This window comes from Methanocorpusculum sp., from assembly GCF_030655665.1.
GTDB lineage: Archaea > Halobacteriota > Methanomicrobia > Methanomicrobiales > Methanocorpusculaceae > Methanocorpusculum.
The window spans coordinates 40,261-58,461 of the sequence record NZ_JAUSPQ010000006.1; the positions used below are offsets into that span (position 1 = coordinate 40,261).

Sequence of the window (18,201 nt, forward strand, 5' to 3'; positions counted from 1 at the left end):
TCAGTAATCATAGATCTGGAATTTTGCAAGCGTCAGGGCGGCACAGAGTTTAACGGTGCCGTCGGAACTTTTGGCAGCTTCCATGAGAGATGGGAGCGAAGGCTCGCCGATCTTTTCAAGGGCGGCGGCCGCCATGCCGCGGGTGGTCGGGTTATTCGAAGAGAACAAACCAATAAGCGTCGGGACGGCCTCTTCGCCGAAAGCGGCAAAGACGGCGCCGTAATACTTCTGGGTCGCCATTTCCGTCTCCTCTTTCGACGCAGCGACGAGGAAGGGCATCACTGAGGGGCCGATCCGGATCAGCGCACGACCGAGATACCAGCGGTGATTCATCGTTCCGGTCTTTAGTGCCGCAATGATTGCTGGGATGATCGTGTCCGGATCACTTTTTCCAAGAGCCGCCAATTCCGAAACGGCCTCGTGACGCTGATTCAGATCTTCAGCAGAGAGCCGGGCGAATACTTCTGCAGAATCCATTTATTTGATCACCTTGATTGCGTTTTCCGGGGATGCCTCGCTTTTTCCAAGAACTTCCTGCGCTGAGAAGCCGGTACCCTTTGCCACCTTAGCGGGTTTTGGCGCATCCTCGCCGTACCAGAGGGTCAACTGCGGGAACGGAATGTCGATGCCGGCTTTCCGGAGAGCCTGGAACAATTTCCACAGCATATCGGTCCTCACATCCCACCAGAATCCTGACGGACACCAGATACGGACCTTAAGATTTATACTGTTGTTTCCGAGTTCGTCCACGTACACTGAGGGTCCCGGATTTTTCAGAGCATACGGATGCTTCTCGATAACCTCTTTGATGACTTTGATGGCTTTATCCGCATCATCCGTGTATCTGATCCCGATATTGTAATCGAACCTTCGTGCTATGTGGGCCACATAGTTCGTGATATCAGAGGAGAACATCGACGCATTCGGGATGCGAACGTAGATCCCTTCGTAGGTACGGATCGTCGTGGAAAGAAGACCGATGTCTTCAACATAGCCTTCGATCCCGTTCACACTGATATTGTCCCCGATACCCACCGGCCGCTCGAACATCAGCAGAACGCCGGCAACAAAGTTGGAGAGCGTGTTTTGGGAAGCAAAACCTATTGCGATGGCGACGATACCTCCGGCGACCATCAAACCGGAGAAGTCTATATGCAGGAACGGACTTGCCGCAACGATACCGACAAAATACGTTCCCCATCGAACGAGCTTTGCCAGAAACGTGCTGTTGTTGATCTCAACTTTGCCGGCAAGGACCCGCATAACAACAACCGAAATAACTTTCGCTATAACATATGTCGCGACAAGGATGATGACCGCAGCGAGAAGATTTCCATAGGTGATCGCACCAAAGAAGGTGGTATCAAGGAATGAATTGCCGACAAGGATCTCGGTGGTGTTGTCTGCCATTTCAGATCAGCCCCATATCCATAGTAAAGGACGTATCGTTGAGCATACCGGTCACATTAAAAAATGGTGTGAGTTTGCGGTTTTTAAAGAGCCGGTTTGACGGGGTCATTTCCGGACGGATGGGGGAATCGATCCCAGTCACAACTGCCACATCCGGACTGATGATCTTCATTTCGGCTGAAGCGGCAACGAAATTTTCATCAAAGTAGAGGTAGAGACCTTTCTGGAAAATGACGACTCTCCCAACGGTCGCCCATTCATCCGATCTGTTTTCGATCTCAAGTTTCAGGAGACCCGTCTCGTAATTTTTCATTGACGGCGGATAATAATACACCTTGCTTTCATTGAATCGGGTGATGACTCCGCGGTTCGCCCCGCCGTAGAGGGAGTATTTGGGGTATACATAGGAGACGATATCGAGGATATCTGCCGGACCTTCTTTCGACTCAAGAAAAACACCGATCTCGATCGGCATCGTCACAAAGACGACGCATTTTCCTGACGGCTCGACCCTGATCGGATCGAATTTGATCTCCATGAAGTCGGTGAGGTTGTCGGGAAGGTTGAGCGGTTCGACCGGATGGATGAGCACTTTTGCGCCGTTCGCGCAGACATTGATCTCGGTTTTCCAGTCTCCAAGCGCCCGGTTATAATGATACATCCCGTTTTGGAGGTCAAAGGAAAGCGTGAGACCTTCGAAGTTGACCGCGTAGTCGATCGGGAATTTGCCGTACCCAAACTGCACTATATCGGTCTCGTTTCCGTGTTCGTAGGTAACGGTCTCGTTTCCTTTCTTTCGACCACTGGAATGAAGTATTTTCAATGCCATGTTCATGCCCCTCGAATCTTTAGTACTATTGGTCGTACCGGGGTAAGTTAGTTTTCATTAGCGGACCATTCGCTTGCATCCTATTCAATGAAGTGCGGAATGATCAAAAAAAAGGGGGAAGATCAGTCGACGATATCTTCCGGTGTCTTTGCAAGCTGGCTTGCATTTTTCACCGCTTCTACGGCCTTTGCGATCTCCTCTTTGTCCGGGAGGTCGCCTAAGATACTGTCATCCAGAACAATATCGGAGATTGAATCCGCTTCTGCGAGGTCTTCTCCGCCAAGGAACTTTGCACCCTGTTTTACCAGGTTCGTAAGTTCGAACGGGAAGATGATCTTCGTTGCCTGACCGTCTGCCATCTTCTGCATGGTGTTTAAGGAAAGGACTGTGATAGAACGTTTATCGAGCGTACGGGATCCAAGAGAGATGATCCGCAGACCCTGGGCTTCTCCCTGGGCTTCGAGGATCCGGCTCTGACGGGTACCTTCTGCACGAAGGATCTTACTCTGACGTTCACCCTCGGACTCAAGGATCATACTCTGTCTGAGACCTTCGGCTTTGAGAATTGCGGCACGCTTTTCTCCGTCTGCACGAAGGATTGCGGCACGCCGTTCTCTTTCTGCAGAGGTCTGTTCTGTCATTGCCTGCTTGACGGCGCCGATCGGGTTGACTTCTTTGATCTCGACACGTTCGATCTTGACACCCCACTGATCGGTTTCCTTATCAAGGATATCCCGAAGCTTGCGGTTGATCATATCACGGTTGTAGAGGACCTCATCGAGTTCCATATCACCGATAATGCCACGAAGACTCGTCTGAGCAAGGGCCACGGTTGCCTGACGGTAGTTGGCTACTTCAAAGTAGGCACGTTCCGGGTCCATGACACGGACATAAATGATCGCATCCACGTCGGTCGGAGAGTTATCTTTGGTGATGACTTCCTGGGACGGGACGTCGATGACCTGGGTCCTGAGATCAAGTTTGTACACTGTGGTGATGAACGGAACGACCCATTTAAAACCGGGATTGACCTGACCCGTGTAGGTTCCAAGACGGACGGCAAGTCCTTTCTGATACGGCTGAACGATGACAACACCTTTTGCAAATATGAAAAGGATGATGACAACTAAGATTATTGCAAGTAAAGTTAATGCATCCATAAATTAGACCTTTTTTACTGTGAGGTGAACCCCGCTTGCTGCGGTCACCTCGATTTTTGTTCCGGGGGGGATGGTCCCGTCAGTACATTTTGCACTCCATACGACGCCGTCGATCTCAACTTTGCCGGATATAGAATCGGGAACGATTTCCACAGTAACATAACCGGGTTTTCCAATAATCGAGTCCTGCCCTGAGGTAGTGGGTTTCTGATCGGGAGAGAGTTTTTTGTACAAAAAGACCGTGACGACTGCTGCTAAAATCGCGGCCAGGACGGTAAGTGTGATTCCTAAGGGGGAGGAAAGGAACTCTAACCCGAAGAAGAAGTCCATGACTCCGAGAAAGATCATGGCGGTTCCGGGAACTGCCATGAAAAATCCCGGCGAGCTGGCTTCAATAAGAAGAAGTGCGGCTCCGATAGCAATTAAAACCCAAGGTAGAACTGTAGGGCTGAGGAGTAATTCAAACATATCTGATATACTACTTATAGGCGAGGGGCGTTAAATAGTTGCTCTCGGGAAAAGGAATCCAGTTAACCTGATTTTTCTGTAAAAAAACGATTTCTCAAAAAAAAAAGATCCGCAGGTTTTACTGACCCGCTTTATTTGTTCTGGAAATATGCGCTGATCCTGTCGCCGACATTCTGCTGAAGGTTTCTGTACCAGAATGCATAGTCGTACCTATGATAGACGTCTTTTGGGAAATACGGTCGGAGCCCCAGATCCTCATCTGCCGGGATCGTGGCCGTAAGTGCTCCGGTTTTTATATCGATTCTCGCATCGCAGTAGTGGATGACTTCACGCAGGAACTCTCCCGTTTCAAAATTGTAGAACCGTGCGCCGAGATTCTCCGTGGCGGGGGCGTAGGTCGTATCGGTCTTCCAGTTCAAAGGATTGATGCATTTCGCCCCTTCCATAAGAACGAAGCTGCCGACTGCTGACGGAGACTGGGTATTGTAGGTGATCACAACGCCGGTATCATACGCACCCTCGGCGGTGGAGAGCCCGGCTTTGGAAAGATCGTCATCCGTCACGGTATAGCCGATAAGATACGCAGCAATCAGACGACTGCGAAGAGCTTCGTCGCCGCCGAACCGGTTTTTGATAAGTTCGATAAGCGTCATCGTTCCCTGACTGTGTCCGGCAAGGATGAACGGCCGGCCGCCGCTGAAGTGCTCGAGGTAATACTCGAATGCGTCCTGAATGTCCTGGGCCCCCTGTTTGAACGCTTTCGTGTCGGAGATGAGGTGATCGTCAACCTCCATCTTGACCCTCGCTGTCATCTGTCGGTAATAGGGAGCAAAGACGTTCCCATGCGGCTCATACACGCTTGCCTCGGTTGCGGAAAAAGCCCGGGCAAGTGCCCTGTCCCCTTCATCCGCGATGGGCATAGACCCGGATTCATGGCTGCTTACCGTCGGATACACGTAAAATATATCCACCGGTTTCGAGATTTTCGGGAGATACAACCAGTTCTGCGGATCGGAATAATCGATGCCTGCGTTTTCAGACATAATGAAGACCTTACAGATAATTCAGTCTCCTCGGTAAATAATGTATTTGCGAAACCGCAAAATTCATCAGCGTATCTTCGGCCAGGTAAAAATAGGGCGGGTAAAGAAGACCCGCTTTTAAGTTTTCAAAAGATACGCGTTGATCCTGTCGCCGACATTCTGCTGAAGGTTTCTGTACCAGAATGCATAGTCAAACATGTGATAAACATCCTTCGGGAAATACGGTCCGACATCCAGATCTTCTCCTTTCGGGATGTTTGTCATGAGTGCTCCGGTCTTCATATCGATTCTCGCATCGCAGTAATTTATGACTTCACGCAAGAATTCGCCTGTTTCAAAATCGTAGAACCGTGCACCGAGATTTTCCGAGGCTGGGGCGTAGGTCGAATCGGTCATCCAGTTCAAAGGATTGATGCAGTGTGCCCCTTCCATAATCATGAAATTTTCCTTCGCGGTCGGAGCCTGGGTATTATAGGTTATCACAACACCGGTATCAAACGCACCAATTGCCGCGGTCAGACCTGCTTTTTTAAGATCAGCATCGGTCACGGTATAGCCGATAAGATATGCGGCGATCATGCGGCTGCGAAGTTTTTCGTCGTTCCCAAACCGACTCTTGATCAATTCGATAAGGACCATCGTTCCCTGACTGTGAGCAGCAAGGATGAAAGGTCGGCCGTCATTGAAGTTGTTGAGGTAATACTCAAAGGCATCCCGAACATCGAGAGCACCCTGCTTGAACGCTCCTGTATCGGTAATGAGCATGTCGTCATCCTCCATCTTGACCCTCGTGGTCATCTGTCGGTAATATGGAGTAAATACGTTCCCATATGGTTCATACACACTCGCTTCCGTCGCAGAAAAGCCTTGGGCAAGTGTCCTGTCCCCTTCATCCGAGATGGGCATCGAACCGGTTTCATTGCTGCTTACCGTTGGATAAACATAAAAGATATCGACCTCTTTCGAAATTTCCGGGCGATATAACCAGTTGTAAGGATCCGAGTAATCGACACCGGGTTCTTTGGGTATAGGTGACTCGTTGTTCTGACGGGACGCGAAAACCATACACATAATACATTTTTCTCATTAAATAATGTATTTGTTAAACCGGGAAAGACCCGGCCGGCTCGTTCACGAAAAAAAGATGCGGTATTGAGAAAACGCGTTTATGTTTTCTGCAAATATGCGTTGATCCTGTCACCGACATTCTGCTGAAGATTTCTGTACCAGAATGCATAGTCATACCGGTGATAGACTCCCTCAGGATAAGCTCCGATATCCAGATCTTCTCCTTCAGGGATCGTTGTCATAAGTGCCCCGGTTTCAGGATTGATTCTCGCATCCGAGTAACCAACAACTTCACGCAGGAACTCGCCGGTCGAATCGTTGTAAAACCGTGCGCCAAGATTTTCCGAGGCGGGAGCATAGGTTGAATCGGTCTTCCAGTTCAAAGGATTGATGCAGTGTGCACCTTCCATGAGCATAGGTCCGCCGACTGAAGTTGGAGACTGGGTATTGTAGGTGATCACAACGCCGGTATCATTCGCACCAACTGCCGCGGTGAGTCCTGCTTTGGCAAGATCGTCATCCGTTACCGTATAGCCGATAAGATACGCGGCGACCATGCGGCTACGAAGTTCTTCGTCGTCACCGAATTTATTCTTGATCAGTTCAATAAGAGCCATCGTTCCCTGACTGTGTCCCGCAATGATGAACGGCCGGCCGTTATTGAGATTAGTGATGTAATACTCGAATGCATCCTCGACATCAACTGCTCCCTGTTTGAATTCCGGAGTATCGGTCGCGAGCATTCCGTCTTCCATCTTGACGTTCGTCGTCATCTGCCGGTAATACGGAGCAAAGACGTTTCCGTACGGCTCATACACACTTGCCTGAGCAGCAAAAATACCCTGGGCAAGGGCCCGGTCCCCTTCATCGGAGATGGACATCGAACCGGTCTCATTGCTGCTTACTGTTGGATACACATAAAAGATGTCGACCTCTTTCGATACGTTTGGAAGAGATAACCAGTTGTAAGAATCAGCGTAATCGACCGCCGGGATCTGCGGGGTCTCGGGGTTCTGACCGGATGTATCAGTGCTGATGCAGCCTGAAGCGAAGATAAATCCGGCACATAGAAGGAGGAGGAAACTGATGAAAAACCATGGTCTTTTACCATTTCCTGACTTAATCAAGGCCATAAACCTAATTTAGGCTCACTATTAAAAAATGTATTGATTTGATCGGAATTCTGAGCCGGCGCCTGTTTTTATGATTGAAGAGCGATCGGAAAGGAAAATTATGCGAGTCCAAAGAGCCGCAGAACTCTCTGCATAAGGTTCAGGTCTTCTTCTGTCTCGTCATCCGGGACTTCCGATTCGGTTTTCTCAATTGCAGGTGTGTGCATCACAAACTGGACCGAGCTCACCTGGGTGTTTTTTTCTGAAACGAAGGAGTGTGTGCTCCCGGTCCCGCCCCGTAAGGGGTCGAGCACTTCATTGATCTTATCAGTGAGTTTCGTGTCAAGCCCGGTAGTATTGTCACGCAGTTCCCCGGTTCCATCAGTCAGATTGACCATGGCTACTTTGAGTTCGTTCGTGCCGGAGTTCAATTCCGAAAGACCGAATGATAATGACGAGGCTCCATTGGCGAGAGTGATCGCCCCGGATGAAAGGAGGGTGGCGTTCGTCGAGGCATAGCCTACCCCTGTTGTGTACGTCACCAGACCAGTGTAGAAGGTTTGATACGCAGTCAGTTGGCTGAGAAGCTGCGTGAGCTGCCCGGTCGGGTCGCCGGTCGAGTTGATGACCGCAGTGAGAACGTCGGCGTAATTATCTTTTGTTAACGTTGGAATACCTGATCCGGAAAGCTGGGCGTTTGCCGATGCGAGCAGGCCGCTAAAGATCTGATCGGCACCTCCGGTCAGAGCGGCATTTTGCCCGGCAAGTGAGGCGAGACCCGATGATAATGCATTTGTCCCGGAAGCAAGAGTTGCTGCTCCTGACTGGATCCTGTATCCCCCGACAGACGCGTTACCCACGCCCCGTGAGAGATTGTTCACGCCGTCGCGAAGCTCCCATGCCCCGTCGTCAAGTTTTACAATCCCGTCACTCAGTTCCGTAAGATCGTCTTCCATTTCAGTTGTGTCCACGTCAACGTTGAGTGAAAGACGGATACCATTCAGTGATATCGCATCCATCTCGAAGTCGACCACGGATGAAGTAATGACGACATCTGCTCCCTTATCCGGGAGGATGGTGTAGGAGAGTTGCTTGTCGCTCCCGACATTTGCCATAGTTGCGCCGGATGCGGAAATATTTCTGCATTTGTTCGCATCCATGGTCACCGTCATCATAAGAGCATACTTTTCATAGAAGTCCTCTGTGTCTGACGGATCTTTGGTGATGACGATATGCATCTCGAGATTGCCGCTTTTGCCTGCAATATCTTCGGCAGAATAGGGAACACCATCCATGTAGTAGGTGATCCTGACATCCCACGGGATGGGGGCGGCGCCAAGATCCCCTTCATAGTAGAGTTTTCCGGGAGTCGTATCGATCGTTATCTCGTCCCCGTTAACGTTGATCTGGTCAGTCGTGACCATGTTCCTGACAGAGTAATACGAACCATAATCGGTGATCCGTCCTCCTGTCTGCATATCGAAGATGTTTACCGCATACACGTGGCTGACCGATCCGTCACCGTTGAGATTGACGTAGATGACTTCTTCTTTTTGTGTTCCGGCCGCTGCGGCCGGGACGATGAATAATGTGATTATTATCAGGGTTATGAGAATTTTTACCGATGATTTCATGTTATACTCCTGTTTTGTCAGGCACAAACTGCATGTTCAGAGATGTTTTCTGGATAATCTTATCGAAGATCATGAAGAGAGCCGGCAGCACGAACAAGACTGCAATGATCGAGAGAATAGATCCTCTGCCAACGAGCATGCCCACTTCGCTTAAGAGAGCATTCGAGGAGAAGACCCACAATGCAAGACCGGCGATCAGGAGAATGCATGCGGAGACGAGAATCGAGACCGCCGCTTTTGATATGGTCATCTCGACAGCCTCGTGTTTGGGATGGATCCTTCTGAACTCGACGTACCTGCTGGTAAACATTATCGCATAATCGACGGTGATGCCGAGCTGGAGGGAGCTTATAACAAGATACGAGATGTAGAACATCTGTTCTCCCTGGAAGTAGGGTAGTGCACAGTTGATCCAGATCGCCGATTTGATGACGAGAACGAGGATCAATGGGAGGGAGAAGGAACGGAATGCGATCAGAATGACGATGCAGATCGCAATGATGCCGACCGCTTCGATTTTCAGATTATCCTCTTCGATAAAGGATTTCATGTCGTATGCATTGGCGATTTCGCCTGCCAGATACCATTCTCCGGGATAATGGGCTTCGCCGATTTCCCGGATCTTTTCTATTGCTGCGAAGGATTCGGGATCTTCGAGAGAGGTATCTACGGTGATGATCATCCTACTGTAGTTGTCGGATTCCAGTTTGGAAAGTGTGCTCCCTGGTACAAACTCCTGGGGGATTTCGGCACCGACCGTGCCCACATAGGAGATCACCGATACGACATTGGGTATCGCCTCGATTTCATTAAGGACGGCCTGTTCTTCTGCGAGATTCCCCTTATGGACCATGAGGACAAGGGAGGAGGCCCCACCGAATGTATCTGTTATCGCGATGGCATCCTGCCCGATCGGTGTGCGTTCATCGGAGAAGAGATCGAAGTAAACATAATCGTTGTTTTCGATAGCAAGGACCGAAGGTATCACGATCAGGGAGAAGATGATCAGGGCAGGGAAGCTTAATTTGACGATGACCTTTGCAAGTTTTTTCAGATCTGGAACGAACGAGCGGTGCTGGGTCTTCTCAATAAGTCTGCTACAGACGAGAGTGAGAGCCGGCAGAAGCGTGAAAACGCAGATAAGACTGATGACGATTCCTTTCGTCAGAACAAGACCGAGATCCGGACCTATCCGGATTCTCATCAGGATAAGCGCTGCAAAACCGATCAGCGTGGCAATACCGCACGCAGTGACGGAGCCAATTGATTTGACGAGGGCATGCTTCATCGCATCGCAGACCGGAAGTCCTTCTTTCCGGATCTCGGTGAATCGGTACAGAACGAATATTCCATAATCCAAGGCTATAGCAAGCTGCAGAATGGCCGCCACCCCCTGAGTGATGAACGATACTTCTCCAAATATGATATTGGTTCCCATGTTGATGACGATGGCAATACCAATAGTGAACATCAGGAGAAACGGTTCAAACCATGAACCGGTGGTCAGGAACAGAACTGCGAGGATGAAAGGTATCGCAATCAGGAAGATTTTTGCCACGTCACTTGCAAGTGTCCCTTTCGAGAATGTCGAAGAGACGGAAAGTCCCGACATGGCCGCATCTTCACCTGCAAGTTCTGCAAGTTCATTGACGGCGGAAGTGGCTTTTTCATTGTCGAGAGTTATGCTGAAAAGTGCGGTGTTGTTTTTATAATACGCTTCAACGGTATCTTTGTCGAGGGTTTCAAATGGTACGTCGAGTGAGACGGCATCATCAAGCCAGGTTACTTCTTCAACACCGTCAACGGCAGAAAATTGTTTTTTCAGTTCAAGTGCTTCCGGTATCGTGACGTCCGGCACCATAATACGTGCATTGGGTACTCCCTCGGTGAACTCCTCGTTCATAACATTGAGAGCGATGGTGGAGGGAGCTTCATCGGGGAGATAATCAATGATGTTATAGTTTACGGAAACCTGCGGTATCAGAATAAGGCAAAGAACGGCGATCAAGAGGGTTATGATTATGACCTGCTTTCTTTTCTGCAGGATGGTTCCGGAGATGTCTATCATAGTTTGGGGGGAACCGGGTAGCCGGTTGTCTGAATATGTCTCCCTGAATTTGTGATAAACATCTTGAATTTTGGACAGATTAGGACAGGTGTCTAGGCAAGTAATATTTTAATCTATCCTATTGTGGAAAAATATATGGCAATCAAACCATACAAGTATATATACATATGTCAAATGATGCGGCTTTCCAGAGTAATATGACCAAAAAAATGCTGGCGGCATCTTTGAAAAAACTGATGAGACAAAAGCCTCTGCATAAGATCACCGTTCAGGAAATCGTGGAAGGATGCGGAATCCACCGCCAGACATTTTATTATCATTTTAGGGATGTGTATGCTCTGGTACAGTGGATGTATGAAGAAGAAATGGATAGTTTGCTGGTACAGGGTGATACTGCATCTTGCTGGCAGGATAAGATTCTGCAGCTTTTCAATTATATCTCGGAAAATCATGAGGTGTGTTTGTGTACGCTGAATTCCCTCAGCCGTGCAACACTGAAGGAGTTATTTAAGGAGGATTTAGAGGGAGCCGTTCGTGAGATTATTTTGATGTATGGAGAAAATATGTGGGATTCGATGAGAGACGATCGGGAGAATATGTTGATGGATGGAGATAATATTTCGAATTTAAAGAGATATAGAGAATATTTGACGCATTTTTATACTATGGCTTTTGCCGGCATGGTTGAAAACTGGATATTAGGGGAGATGAATATGACACCGGAGATGATCGTCGAATATATGGAACGGCTGATTGCGGATCAGCTTAACGGGGCAAGAATGAGATTTGACTTGATAAAAGATGAAAAACCGGAAATAAAGAAACCGAAATCACAATTTGAGAATGGGTCTTCCGCAACCTGATCGCCCAGTCCTTCAGGAAAAACCATTGTGCTCCCGGACCCTTTTGCAAGGCCTAGTCGTTTTCTGTTTTGCTGCAACATGCAGCCATCCAAAAAGAGAACAACACTGATGTAAAAAAGAGGGTTAAGAGGTGAAATTAAATGTCTTCTGCACGATCTTGATCGCACAGAAATCGCCGCACATCGTGCATGCGTCGGAATCTGCCGGCATGCGGGAATTTCTGATACAGCGTGCCCTCTCCGGATTGATGGAGACGGCATACTGGCGTTCCCAGTCAAGATCCCGGCGTGCGTGTCCCATCTCAAGGTCCGCTTCACGGGTCTTTGGGAGTTTCACCATATCGCCGACATGGGCGGCAATACGTGAACTCATGACTCCCTCATAAACCTCTTCGGGGGTCGGAAGAGCAAGATGCTCGGCCGGGGTCACATAACAGATGAAATCTGCACCGGCGGCAGACGAGACGGAGGCACCGATCGCAGCAACGCGGTCGTCATATCCCGGAGCAATGTCCGTTACAAGCGGACCGAGCATATAGAACGGTTTGTTGTTCGTAACACGCTTTTCGAGCTGGACGTTCGTTTTGATCTCATCGAGCGGGATGTGGCCCGGACCTTCCATGATACACTGAACACCCGCATCATGTGCCTGGTCGGCAAGCTCGGCGTTGATCAAAAGTTCCTGGATGGCGGCACGATCCGTGGCGTCGTGACAGGCGCCTGCCCGCATACCGTTTCCAAAAGAAAGCGTGACCTCGTGCTCTTTTAAGATCTCGACAAGGTAGTCGAACCTGCGGTAGAGAGGGTTTTCCATCTCATTGTGCAGCATCCATGCCGTCATGAATGCCCCTCCACGGGAAACAAGACCGCCGTGTCTACCCTGATTTTTCAGTCTTTTCACAGTCTCGTAATTGATCCCTGTGTGGATCGCCATAAAATTCGTACCGAGTTTTGCCTGCTGCTCGGTGATTTTAAAGAGATCGTCCTCATCCATGAAAACGACGCCGCCTTTTTTTCTGGCAGCTTCGATGAATGCCTGATAGAGCGGGACAGACCCGACGGAAAGATTCGACTGCTCACAAACTCTCCGGCGGATCTCAAGCAGATCTCCCCCTGTCGAAAGCTCCATGAGAGTGTCTGCCCCGGCGAGTTCGGCCTGACGTGCCTTTTCGAGCTCGACATCCACATCCGCAATATCAGATGAGGTCCCAATCGATGCATTCACTTTCGTGCGAAGACCTGAGCCGATACCGCAGAGTTTTACTTTCCGGTAGGCAGTCATCGGAATGACGATATGACCGCCGGCGATCCCCCGACGGATGAAATCCTCGGTCACTCCCTCGGATTTTGCCACGACCTTCATCTCTTCGGTGATGAGGCCTTTCTTTGCATCTTCAATGATGGTCATACTTATACATCAGGAGGCTGGAGATTATAAACTATTTTATTTGTTATAAATAAAAACAAATTTATTTGCTGATTTGACAAGTAAAATACCGTTTTATTGTGTATTATCCCAGATATTTTGGGTGATCAGCAAGTAAAGTTTGGTCCTGAGTATGGTAAACTTGCGGGCAGGGAAACCGATCTTGCGTAATATTCTGAAAAAACAGCAGAGATGAGAAGGTCCCAAAAAAAGTGAGATAAGATATTTTCTGTATGATCTACTTTTCAAGACCGCTGGTAATCTTTCGTTCAAGGATGTACGGGAGAGCGATACCCATGACGATGATAATAACACCGACCCAGCGAAGCGCGGCGACCGGCTCGAGAATGATCACAGCGGCTGCAAGTACCTCGACCGGAAGTTCAGCTGAGTTCAGAATGGTTGCCATACCGGTACTGACTTTCGGGGCTCCGACTGCAAGGAAGAAGATCGGAATTGCGATACCGAAGAGACCGAGCGGGATACTGTAGGCCAATGCATTCACATTTGTGATTCCTTCAATGACTGCGGCTCCTCCATAGATCGTGCCGACGAAAAGCAGAACAAAGGCCATACCGGCGGTAGCGATAAAGAAACTGCGGTTCATTGGTGCAAGTTCCGGGCTGACCCTTCCGCTCAGGTAAACGAACAGAGCGTAGAAGAATGCCGCAAGGAGACCGAGCGCGATTCCAGCCGGATTCATCTCTGCAAGTGAAAGACCTGAACCAATGATACCGCCTGCAAGGATAGTTCCGACGACGATAACGACACAGGCAATGACCTGATTTCTCGACGGAAGTTTTCTTCTGGTAACTGCCTCGATAACCACACCGATCCAGGAATACTGGAAGAGTAAAACAACTGCAAGAGAGATCGGCAGGTACCCAAGTGAAAGGAAGTAACATACCGTTACGAGAGCCATCACGATACCGGTGATGATGAGAGTTACAACACGCTTCCAGAGCGGCAGAGTGCTTGGTGCATGTTTTGGCTGCTTTCTCTGATAGACAAACCAGATGAGAACCACAAGTACGAAAAGGATGATCCATCCGTAGACGAACTTACCGACTAAAATGACCGGTATGCCAAAACCGTTTATTACAGCGAGCGTTACGATGGTTGAGAGAATTGCATACGAACAGGATGCTAAAAGCACCAGAATCGAGCAAAAGACAACCGAGCTTGATAATTTTTTAAGATCCACAGAGTACTCCTGTCACTAAAATAGGCTGAAGAATCTATAATAAATTATGTATTTCTTGAAATAAGTACAAATTACTTTAGCAGTTAGCAAGAACATCTGTGCAATATTGCTTTAATGGAGAACAACCATTATTGTGTCATGGACGAGGACGAGATCGGAATGCTGACCCAGGGAAATATGAATATTATGAATCCTGTTTCTGAAAAGAAGCTGATCCTTGCCGGGAAGTATGCGAACCTCAAGCCAGGAATGTCGGTGCTGGATGTTGGATGCGGGAACGGAACGCTGCTGAGTCTCTGGCACAAGGAGTTCGGGATTTCTGGATGCGGCATTGAGCTGCAGAAAGAGTCGGCTTCCCGCGCAAAAGAACTGCTCCGGGGAACCGGCATCTCGGTGATCGAAGGAGATGCCGCTAAATGTATCCCGGAAGGACCGTACGACGCGGTCTGTGCCTTTGGCACATCATTTATTTTTGGCGGAGCGGAAAAGACACTCGAGTATCTTGCCGGGTTTGTAAAAGAAGGAGGCAGCCTTGTAATTGGAGACCGGTTCTGGAAAAAGGAGTCCGTCCCGCCTGATTTCGCGAGAGAGTGGAGAGATGTCCCGACATCCTTAGAACTGGTTTCAACAGCACGATATCTGGGGCTCACGCTTACCGGTATGCTAAGTGCCTCGGATGAGGAATGGGACCAGTACGAATCTGCAGTCTGGCAAAATGCAGTCTCTGAAAATTTATATGATTACCTTGAGCAGATCCAGGATGAATACCTTACCTATGGGCGGGAATATATGGCCTGGGGCTGCTTTGTCTTCCGGGGTTAGAGGATCCTTTTTTTCAGCATCACAAAAATCAGGAGCGTCGATAAGCCAAGTGAACCTAACACGATGGAGAGGAAAGCAAGCGGATAATCGTTCAAAGGGATATTGACATTCATACCGAAAAATCCTGCGACGACCATAGGGATGGCCATGATTGCCGCAAAACAGGTGAAGAGTTTCATGATCCAGTTTACATTGTTGTTGATTATCGAAGCAAACGCCCCCATCGTACTGGAAATGGTTTCGGAATAGGTCTGTGCCATATCCAGAGCCTGATGGTTTTCGATGATGACATCCTCAAGAAGATCGCGGTCTTCTTCCGTCAGAGTTCCCGTTGCGGATTGCGACTTGGAGAGTTTTTCCAGTACGGATTCATTTCCTTTCAGTGAGTTGATGATATATACAAGGGATTTCGAGAGGGTGAGCATATGAAAAAGCTCCTCGTTTTTTGTGGATTTTCTAAGAGTCTTTTCTATTTCATTGGTGCGTTTGTCGATAAGTTTGAGATTTTGTACAAATAAACCGGCATTTTTGTAAAGAAACAGCAGGATAAAACCCGGATGGTTTTCCGTGGAAAAATTCTTGATTTTTCCCTGGGCAAAAAGATCGAGGATCGGATTTTTCCGCAGGGAAACGCTGATGATAACCCCGGACCGGAGAATAAAACCTGCCGGGATCGTCATATATGACTCTATATCATCTTCTGTTACCACATAGGGAGTATCGATAAGGATGATAGAGGTACCTTCATCAAACTCTACACGAGGACGTTCCTCCTCATCCAGAAGGACCGTAAGCTCGGATTTTTCGATCGAGAGCCTGTCGCAGACAAACGAGACCTCACCATCAGTCGGCTGGATCATACGTACCCAGCAGCCTTTACTGATAGTCTCCTGCAAAACAGGGATCTTTGCCTCGTTGACCGAAGAGTAGATTTGAATCATGATTCCTTACTGATTCATAAGGGAGATAAACATGATAATGATTCCTGAAAATAGGAAGGGTGGGCTCATGAAGGACCAAACCGTTAAGGGTACTGTCAGAGTGAACCATCCTTAGGGTGTGTTTACAATAATTACATACAACGCGGGACTATATATACCCCTAACCGCGCGGTGCGATAATGCCTCGGGGATTCGCAAAAACACCGCTCTCACTCAGAGAGATAGGCTCCCATTTTTTCAGTTTTTCCGGTATTTATGCGACCCGGACCGGACAAGATCAGTCTGAAAACATCCGCTGAAGAAACTCGAACGCGGCGATGACTTCGGTGTATTCTCTTCGCATTCTCGGATTTGTATCCGGATGATATTTGTCGCGAAGATTCCGGAATGCAAGAGAGGTTGTGGAAAAATCCGCATCGATCGGGAGTCCGAGGATCCCATATGCCCGTTCCTTTGTCATTTCTTCGATCATTACATCTACTCTGTTGATTCAGATTACATAAATATTATGGGAACTCAACTAATATCTTGCATTTAATGAGATTTTCTTAACCCTTGGTGTGGAGGGAAAATCCAACGTAGGAGTGTATCTTGTGGTAGACTGGAATTTAATTGGAATCATTGCCGCATTTATTATATATTTCGGCATTATGATCTACATAGGCTTCTTCTATATGAAGAAGAACAAGACCGTTAGCGACTTCATTCTTGGAGGCAGAGGCCTTCACCGCTGGGTTACGGCGCTTTCGGCCGAAGCATCGGATATGAGCGGCTGGCTGCTTCTGGGTCTGCCGGGTCTTGCCTATGTATCGGGTCTTTCTTCAGCAGGATGGACCGCGATCGGCCTCGCAATCGGTACGTATCTGAACTGGAAACTCGTGGCAAAACGTCTGAGAGTTTACACCCACAAAGCAAAAGATTCGCTCACTCTTCCCGAGTTTTTTGTAAACAGATTCGGCGACAAAAAAGCATATCTTTCTGCGCTCTCTTCGGTTTTTATTATCATCTTCTTTGTTGTATACACCGCTGCACAGTTCGTTGCAGGGGGAAAACTCTTCAACTCCATCTTTGGCGTGGACTACACATGGGCAATGCTCATTTGTGCAGCGATCGTCGTGTGCTATACATTCACCGGAGGATTTAGAGCAGTATGTCTGACGGATTCCATTCAGGGAATGCTGATGATCTTCGCACTGGTCCTTGTCCCGATTTTCGCACTGTTTATGTTATTCGGTTCAGGTACTGAGGCAGTCGCAGCAATGAACCCTGACATGCTTTCACTCTTCAAAGATCCATCGACCGGAGAATTCATCTCAGTCTTTGTTATCGTATCAGGTCTTGCCTGGGCATTCGGCTACTTTGGTCAGCCGCATATCCTGCCAAGATTCATGGCGATCGAAAAACCCGAGGAGATCCCGCAGGCACGAAAGTTCGCTATGGTCTGGGTCATTATCTCCTTGTGTGCCGCGATCTTCATCGGTCTCTTAGGTCAGATCTTCTTCAGTACACCCCTCGCAAGCCCCGAGACGGTGTTCATCGAGATGAGTAAAGCGACCCTCGTCAGTTTCCTTGCAGGAATTGTCTACTGCGGTATCCTTGGTGCGATCATGAGTACCGCCTCAAGTCAGATGCTTGTGGCAGCCTCGGCAATTTCCCAGGATCTGTACAAGACGTTCTTTAACAAGAAAGCATCACAGAAATCCTTGATCTGGATATCCCGCATAACCGTTCTTATCGTTGCATTGTTTGCGATCAGTCTCTCGCTTGATATGACAAGCTCAGTCTTTGGTATCGTTTCCTTTGCCTGGGCAGGTTTTGGAGCAACATTCGGCTCAGTTATCCTAGTCGGACTGTTCTGGAAGAGAATGAACTGGCAGGGAGCTCTTGCTGGTATACTTGCAGGAGGAGTCACCGCATTCCTCTGGTATATGTTACTTGCAGCTTCCACAGGGATCTATGAGATGATCCCGGGCGTGCTCGTGAGTCTTTTAGCCATCTATGTAGTTACAAAGATCACTGCACCCCCCACAAAAGAAGTCGCCGATGTCTTTGACGCGTATGTAGAAGAGATCGGTGATGTGAAGACCTAATCTCTCTTTTTTTAATTTAGCTTTTCTGAGTACTCTTTTCTGCATACCCGGAGCATACAATTTT

17 protein-coding genes are annotated in these 18,201 nt (G+C 48.5%); 3 read left to right on the forward strand and 14 right to left on the reverse strand.

What is annotated here, in order from left to right; genetic code table 11:
* From Q7J08_RS03485 to Q7J08_RS03530, 10 genes are all read right to left on the reverse strand, one after another.
* A complete protein-coding gene (locus Q7J08_RS03485; RefSeq protein WP_304910302.1) occupies positions 1 to 477 on the reverse strand; it encodes a HEAT repeat domain-containing protein in 477 nt (158 codons plus the stop codon).
* Complete coding sequence (locus Q7J08_RS03490) at positions 478 to 1,410, reverse strand: mechanosensitive ion channel family protein (RefSeq protein ID WP_304910303.1); 933 nt, start codon at positions 1,408 to 1,410, stop codon at positions 478 to 480.
* Position 1,411: 1 nt separating this feature from the next.
* Positions 1,412 to 2,239: a DUF432 domain-containing protein gene (locus Q7J08_RS03495; RefSeq protein WP_304910304.1), complete on the reverse strand. Its 828-nt coding sequence runs from the start codon at positions 2,237 to 2,239 to the stop codon at positions 1,412 to 1,414.
* Between the two features lie 122 nt (positions 2,240 to 2,361).
* On the reverse strand, positions 2,362 to 3,399 hold the full coding sequence (locus Q7J08_RS03500; protein ID WP_304910305.1) for an SPFH domain-containing protein: 1,038 nt from the start codon (positions 3,397 to 3,399) through the stop codon (positions 2,362 to 2,364).
* Between the two features lie 3 nt (positions 3,400 to 3,402).
* Positions 3,403 to 3,867, reverse strand: coding sequence for an NfeD family protein (locus tag Q7J08_RS03505; protein WP_304910306.1), 465 nt, complete (start codon positions 3,865 to 3,867; stop codon positions 3,403 to 3,405).
* Between the two features lie 131 nt (positions 3,868 to 3,998).
* Entirely contained in the window at positions 3,999 to 4,910 is a 912-nt protein-coding gene (locus Q7J08_RS03510; protein WP_304910307.1) for a DUF3089 domain-containing protein, read from the reverse strand.
* A 117-nt stretch (positions 4,911 to 5,027) separates the two neighbouring features.
* Positions 5,028 to 5,975, reverse strand: a complete 948-nt coding sequence (locus Q7J08_RS03515) for a DUF3089 domain-containing protein (protein ID WP_304910308.1) — start codon at positions 5,973 to 5,975, stop codon at positions 5,028 to 5,030.
* 101 nt (positions 5,976 to 6,076) lie between these two features.
* Positions 6,077 to 7,111, reverse strand: a complete 1,035-nt coding sequence (locus Q7J08_RS03520) for a DUF3089 domain-containing protein (protein ID WP_304910309.1) — start codon at positions 7,109 to 7,111, stop codon at positions 6,077 to 6,079.
* 98 nt (positions 7,112 to 7,209) lie between these two features.
* Positions 7,210 to 8,724 carry a hypothetical protein gene (locus tag Q7J08_RS03525; protein WP_304910310.1) on the reverse strand — a complete coding sequence of 505 codons (1,515 nt, stop codon included), beginning with the start codon at positions 8,722 to 8,724 and terminating at the stop codon, positions 7,210 to 7,212.
* Between the two features lies 1 nt (position 8,725).
* Complete coding sequence (locus Q7J08_RS03530) at positions 8,726 to 10,792, reverse strand: RND family transporter (RefSeq protein WP_304910311.1); 2,067 nt, start codon at positions 10,790 to 10,792, stop codon at positions 8,726 to 8,728.
* Between the two features lie 167 nt (positions 10,793 to 10,959).
* Here Q7J08_RS03530 and Q7J08_RS03535 point away from each other — a divergent pair, with 167 nt between their 5' ends.
* Positions 10,960 to 11,655 (forward strand): TetR/AcrR family transcriptional regulator C-terminal domain-containing protein, encoded by a 696-nt coding sequence (locus Q7J08_RS03535; RefSeq protein ID WP_304910312.1) that lies wholly within the window; start codon positions 10,960 to 10,962, stop codon positions 11,653 to 11,655.
* Between the two features lie 123 nt (positions 11,656 to 11,778).
* Here Q7J08_RS03535 and thiC read toward each other — a convergent pair whose 3' ends face one another.
* Together thiC and Q7J08_RS03545 are read right to left on the reverse strand one after the other, a co-directional pair.
* Positions 11,779 to 13,062 carry a phosphomethylpyrimidine synthase ThiC gene (gene thiC, locus Q7J08_RS03540; RefSeq protein ID WP_304910313.1) on the reverse strand — a complete coding sequence of 428 codons (1,284 nt, stop codon included), beginning with the start codon at positions 13,060 to 13,062 and terminating at the stop codon, positions 11,779 to 11,781.
* Between the two features lie 256 nt (positions 13,063 to 13,318).
* Positions 13,319 to 14,284 (reverse strand): DMT family transporter, encoded by a 966-nt coding sequence (locus tag Q7J08_RS03545; RefSeq protein WP_304910314.1) that lies wholly within the window; start codon positions 14,282 to 14,284, stop codon positions 13,319 to 13,321.
* A 114-nt stretch (positions 14,285 to 14,398) separates the two neighbouring features.
* Here Q7J08_RS03545 and Q7J08_RS03550 point away from each other — a divergent pair, with 114 nt between their 5' ends.
* Positions 14,399 to 15,106 (forward strand): cyclopropane-fatty-acyl-phospholipid synthase family protein, encoded by a 708-nt coding sequence (locus Q7J08_RS03550; RefSeq protein WP_304910315.1) that lies wholly within the window; start codon positions 14,399 to 14,401, stop codon positions 15,104 to 15,106.
* Here the strand turns inward: Q7J08_RS03550 and Q7J08_RS03555 are convergent.
* Together Q7J08_RS03555 and Q7J08_RS03560 are read right to left on the reverse strand one after the other, a co-directional pair.
* On the reverse strand, positions 15,103 to 16,047 hold the full coding sequence (locus Q7J08_RS03555; protein WP_304910316.1) for a magnesium transporter CorA family protein: 945 nt from the start codon (positions 16,045 to 16,047) through the stop codon (positions 15,103 to 15,105). The genes Q7J08_RS03550 and Q7J08_RS03555 overlap by 4 nt on opposite strands.
* Before the next feature lie 277 nt (positions 16,048 to 16,324).
* A complete protein-coding gene (locus tag Q7J08_RS03560; protein ID WP_304910317.1) occupies positions 16,325 to 16,519 on the reverse strand; it encodes a DnaJ domain-containing protein in 195 nt (64 codons plus the stop codon).
* Between the two features lie 121 nt (positions 16,520 to 16,640).
* Here Q7J08_RS03560 and putP point away from each other — a divergent pair, with 121 nt between their 5' ends.
* The gene (putP, locus tag Q7J08_RS03565; RefSeq protein ID WP_304910318.1) at positions 16,641 to 18,137 is read left to right on the forward strand and encodes a sodium/proline symporter PutP; all 1,497 of its coding nucleotides are present in this window, start codon (positions 16,641 to 16,643) and stop codon (positions 18,135 to 18,137) included.
* The last annotated feature ends 64 nt before the right edge of the window (positions 18,138 to 18,201 follow it).

Bases quoted from the DNA above. Each gene is read 5' to 3' on its own strand.
- Q7J08_RS03520 (WP_304910309.1), bottom strand. From the start codon at position 7,111: ATGGCCTTGATTAAGTCAGGAAATGGTAAAAGACCATGGTTTTTCATC.
- Q7J08_RS03535 (WP_304910312.1), top strand. From the start codon at position 10,960: ATGTCAAATGATGCGGCTTTCCAGAGTAATATGACCAAAAAAATGCTG.
- Q7J08_RS03505 (WP_304910306.1), bottom strand. From the start codon at position 3,867: ATGTTTGAATTACTCCTCAGCCCTACAGTTCTACCTTGGGTTTTAATT.
- Q7J08_RS03490 (WP_304910303.1), bottom strand. From the start codon at position 1,410: ATGGCAGACAACACCACCGAGATCCTTGTCGGCAATTCATTCCTTGAT.
- thiC (WP_304910313.1), bottom strand. From the start codon at position 13,062: ATGACCATCATTGAAGATGCAAAGAAAGGCCTCATCACCGAAGAGATG.
- Q7J08_RS03560 (WP_304910317.1), bottom strand. From the start codon at position 16,519: ATGATCGAAGAAATGACAAAGGAACGGGCATATGGGATCCTCGGACTC.
- Q7J08_RS03555 (WP_304910316.1), bottom strand. From the start codon at position 16,047: ATGATTCAAATCTACTCTTCGGTCAACGAGGCAAAGATCCCTGTTTTG.
- Q7J08_RS03515 (WP_304910308.1), bottom strand. From the start codon at position 5,975: ATGGTTTTCGCGTCCCGTCAGAACAACGAGTCACCTATACCCAAAGAA.
- Q7J08_RS03525 (WP_304910310.1), bottom strand. From the start codon at position 8,724: ATGAAATCATCGGTAAAAATTCTCATAACCCTGATAATAATCACATTA.
- Q7J08_RS03500 (WP_304910305.1), bottom strand. From the start codon at position 3,399: ATGGATGCATTAACTTTACTTGCAATAATCTTAGTTGTCATCATCCTT.
- Q7J08_RS03485 (WP_304910302.1), bottom strand. From the start codon at position 477: ATGGATTCTGCAGAAGTATTCGCCCGGCTCTCTGCTGAAGATCTGAAT.
- Q7J08_RS03495 (WP_304910304.1), bottom strand. From the start codon at position 2,239: ATGGCATTGAAAATACTTCATTCCAGTGGTCGAAAGAAAGGAAACGAG.
- Q7J08_RS03510 (WP_304910307.1), bottom strand. From the start codon at position 4,910: ATGTCTGAAAACGCAGGCATCGATTATTCCGATCCGCAGAACTGGTTG.
- Q7J08_RS03550 (WP_304910315.1), top strand. From the start codon at position 14,399: ATGGAGAACAACCATTATTGTGTCATGGACGAGGACGAGATCGGAATG.
- Q7J08_RS03530 (WP_304910311.1), bottom strand. From the start codon at position 10,792: ATGATAGACATCTCCGGAACCATCCTGCAGAAAAGAAAGCAGGTCATA.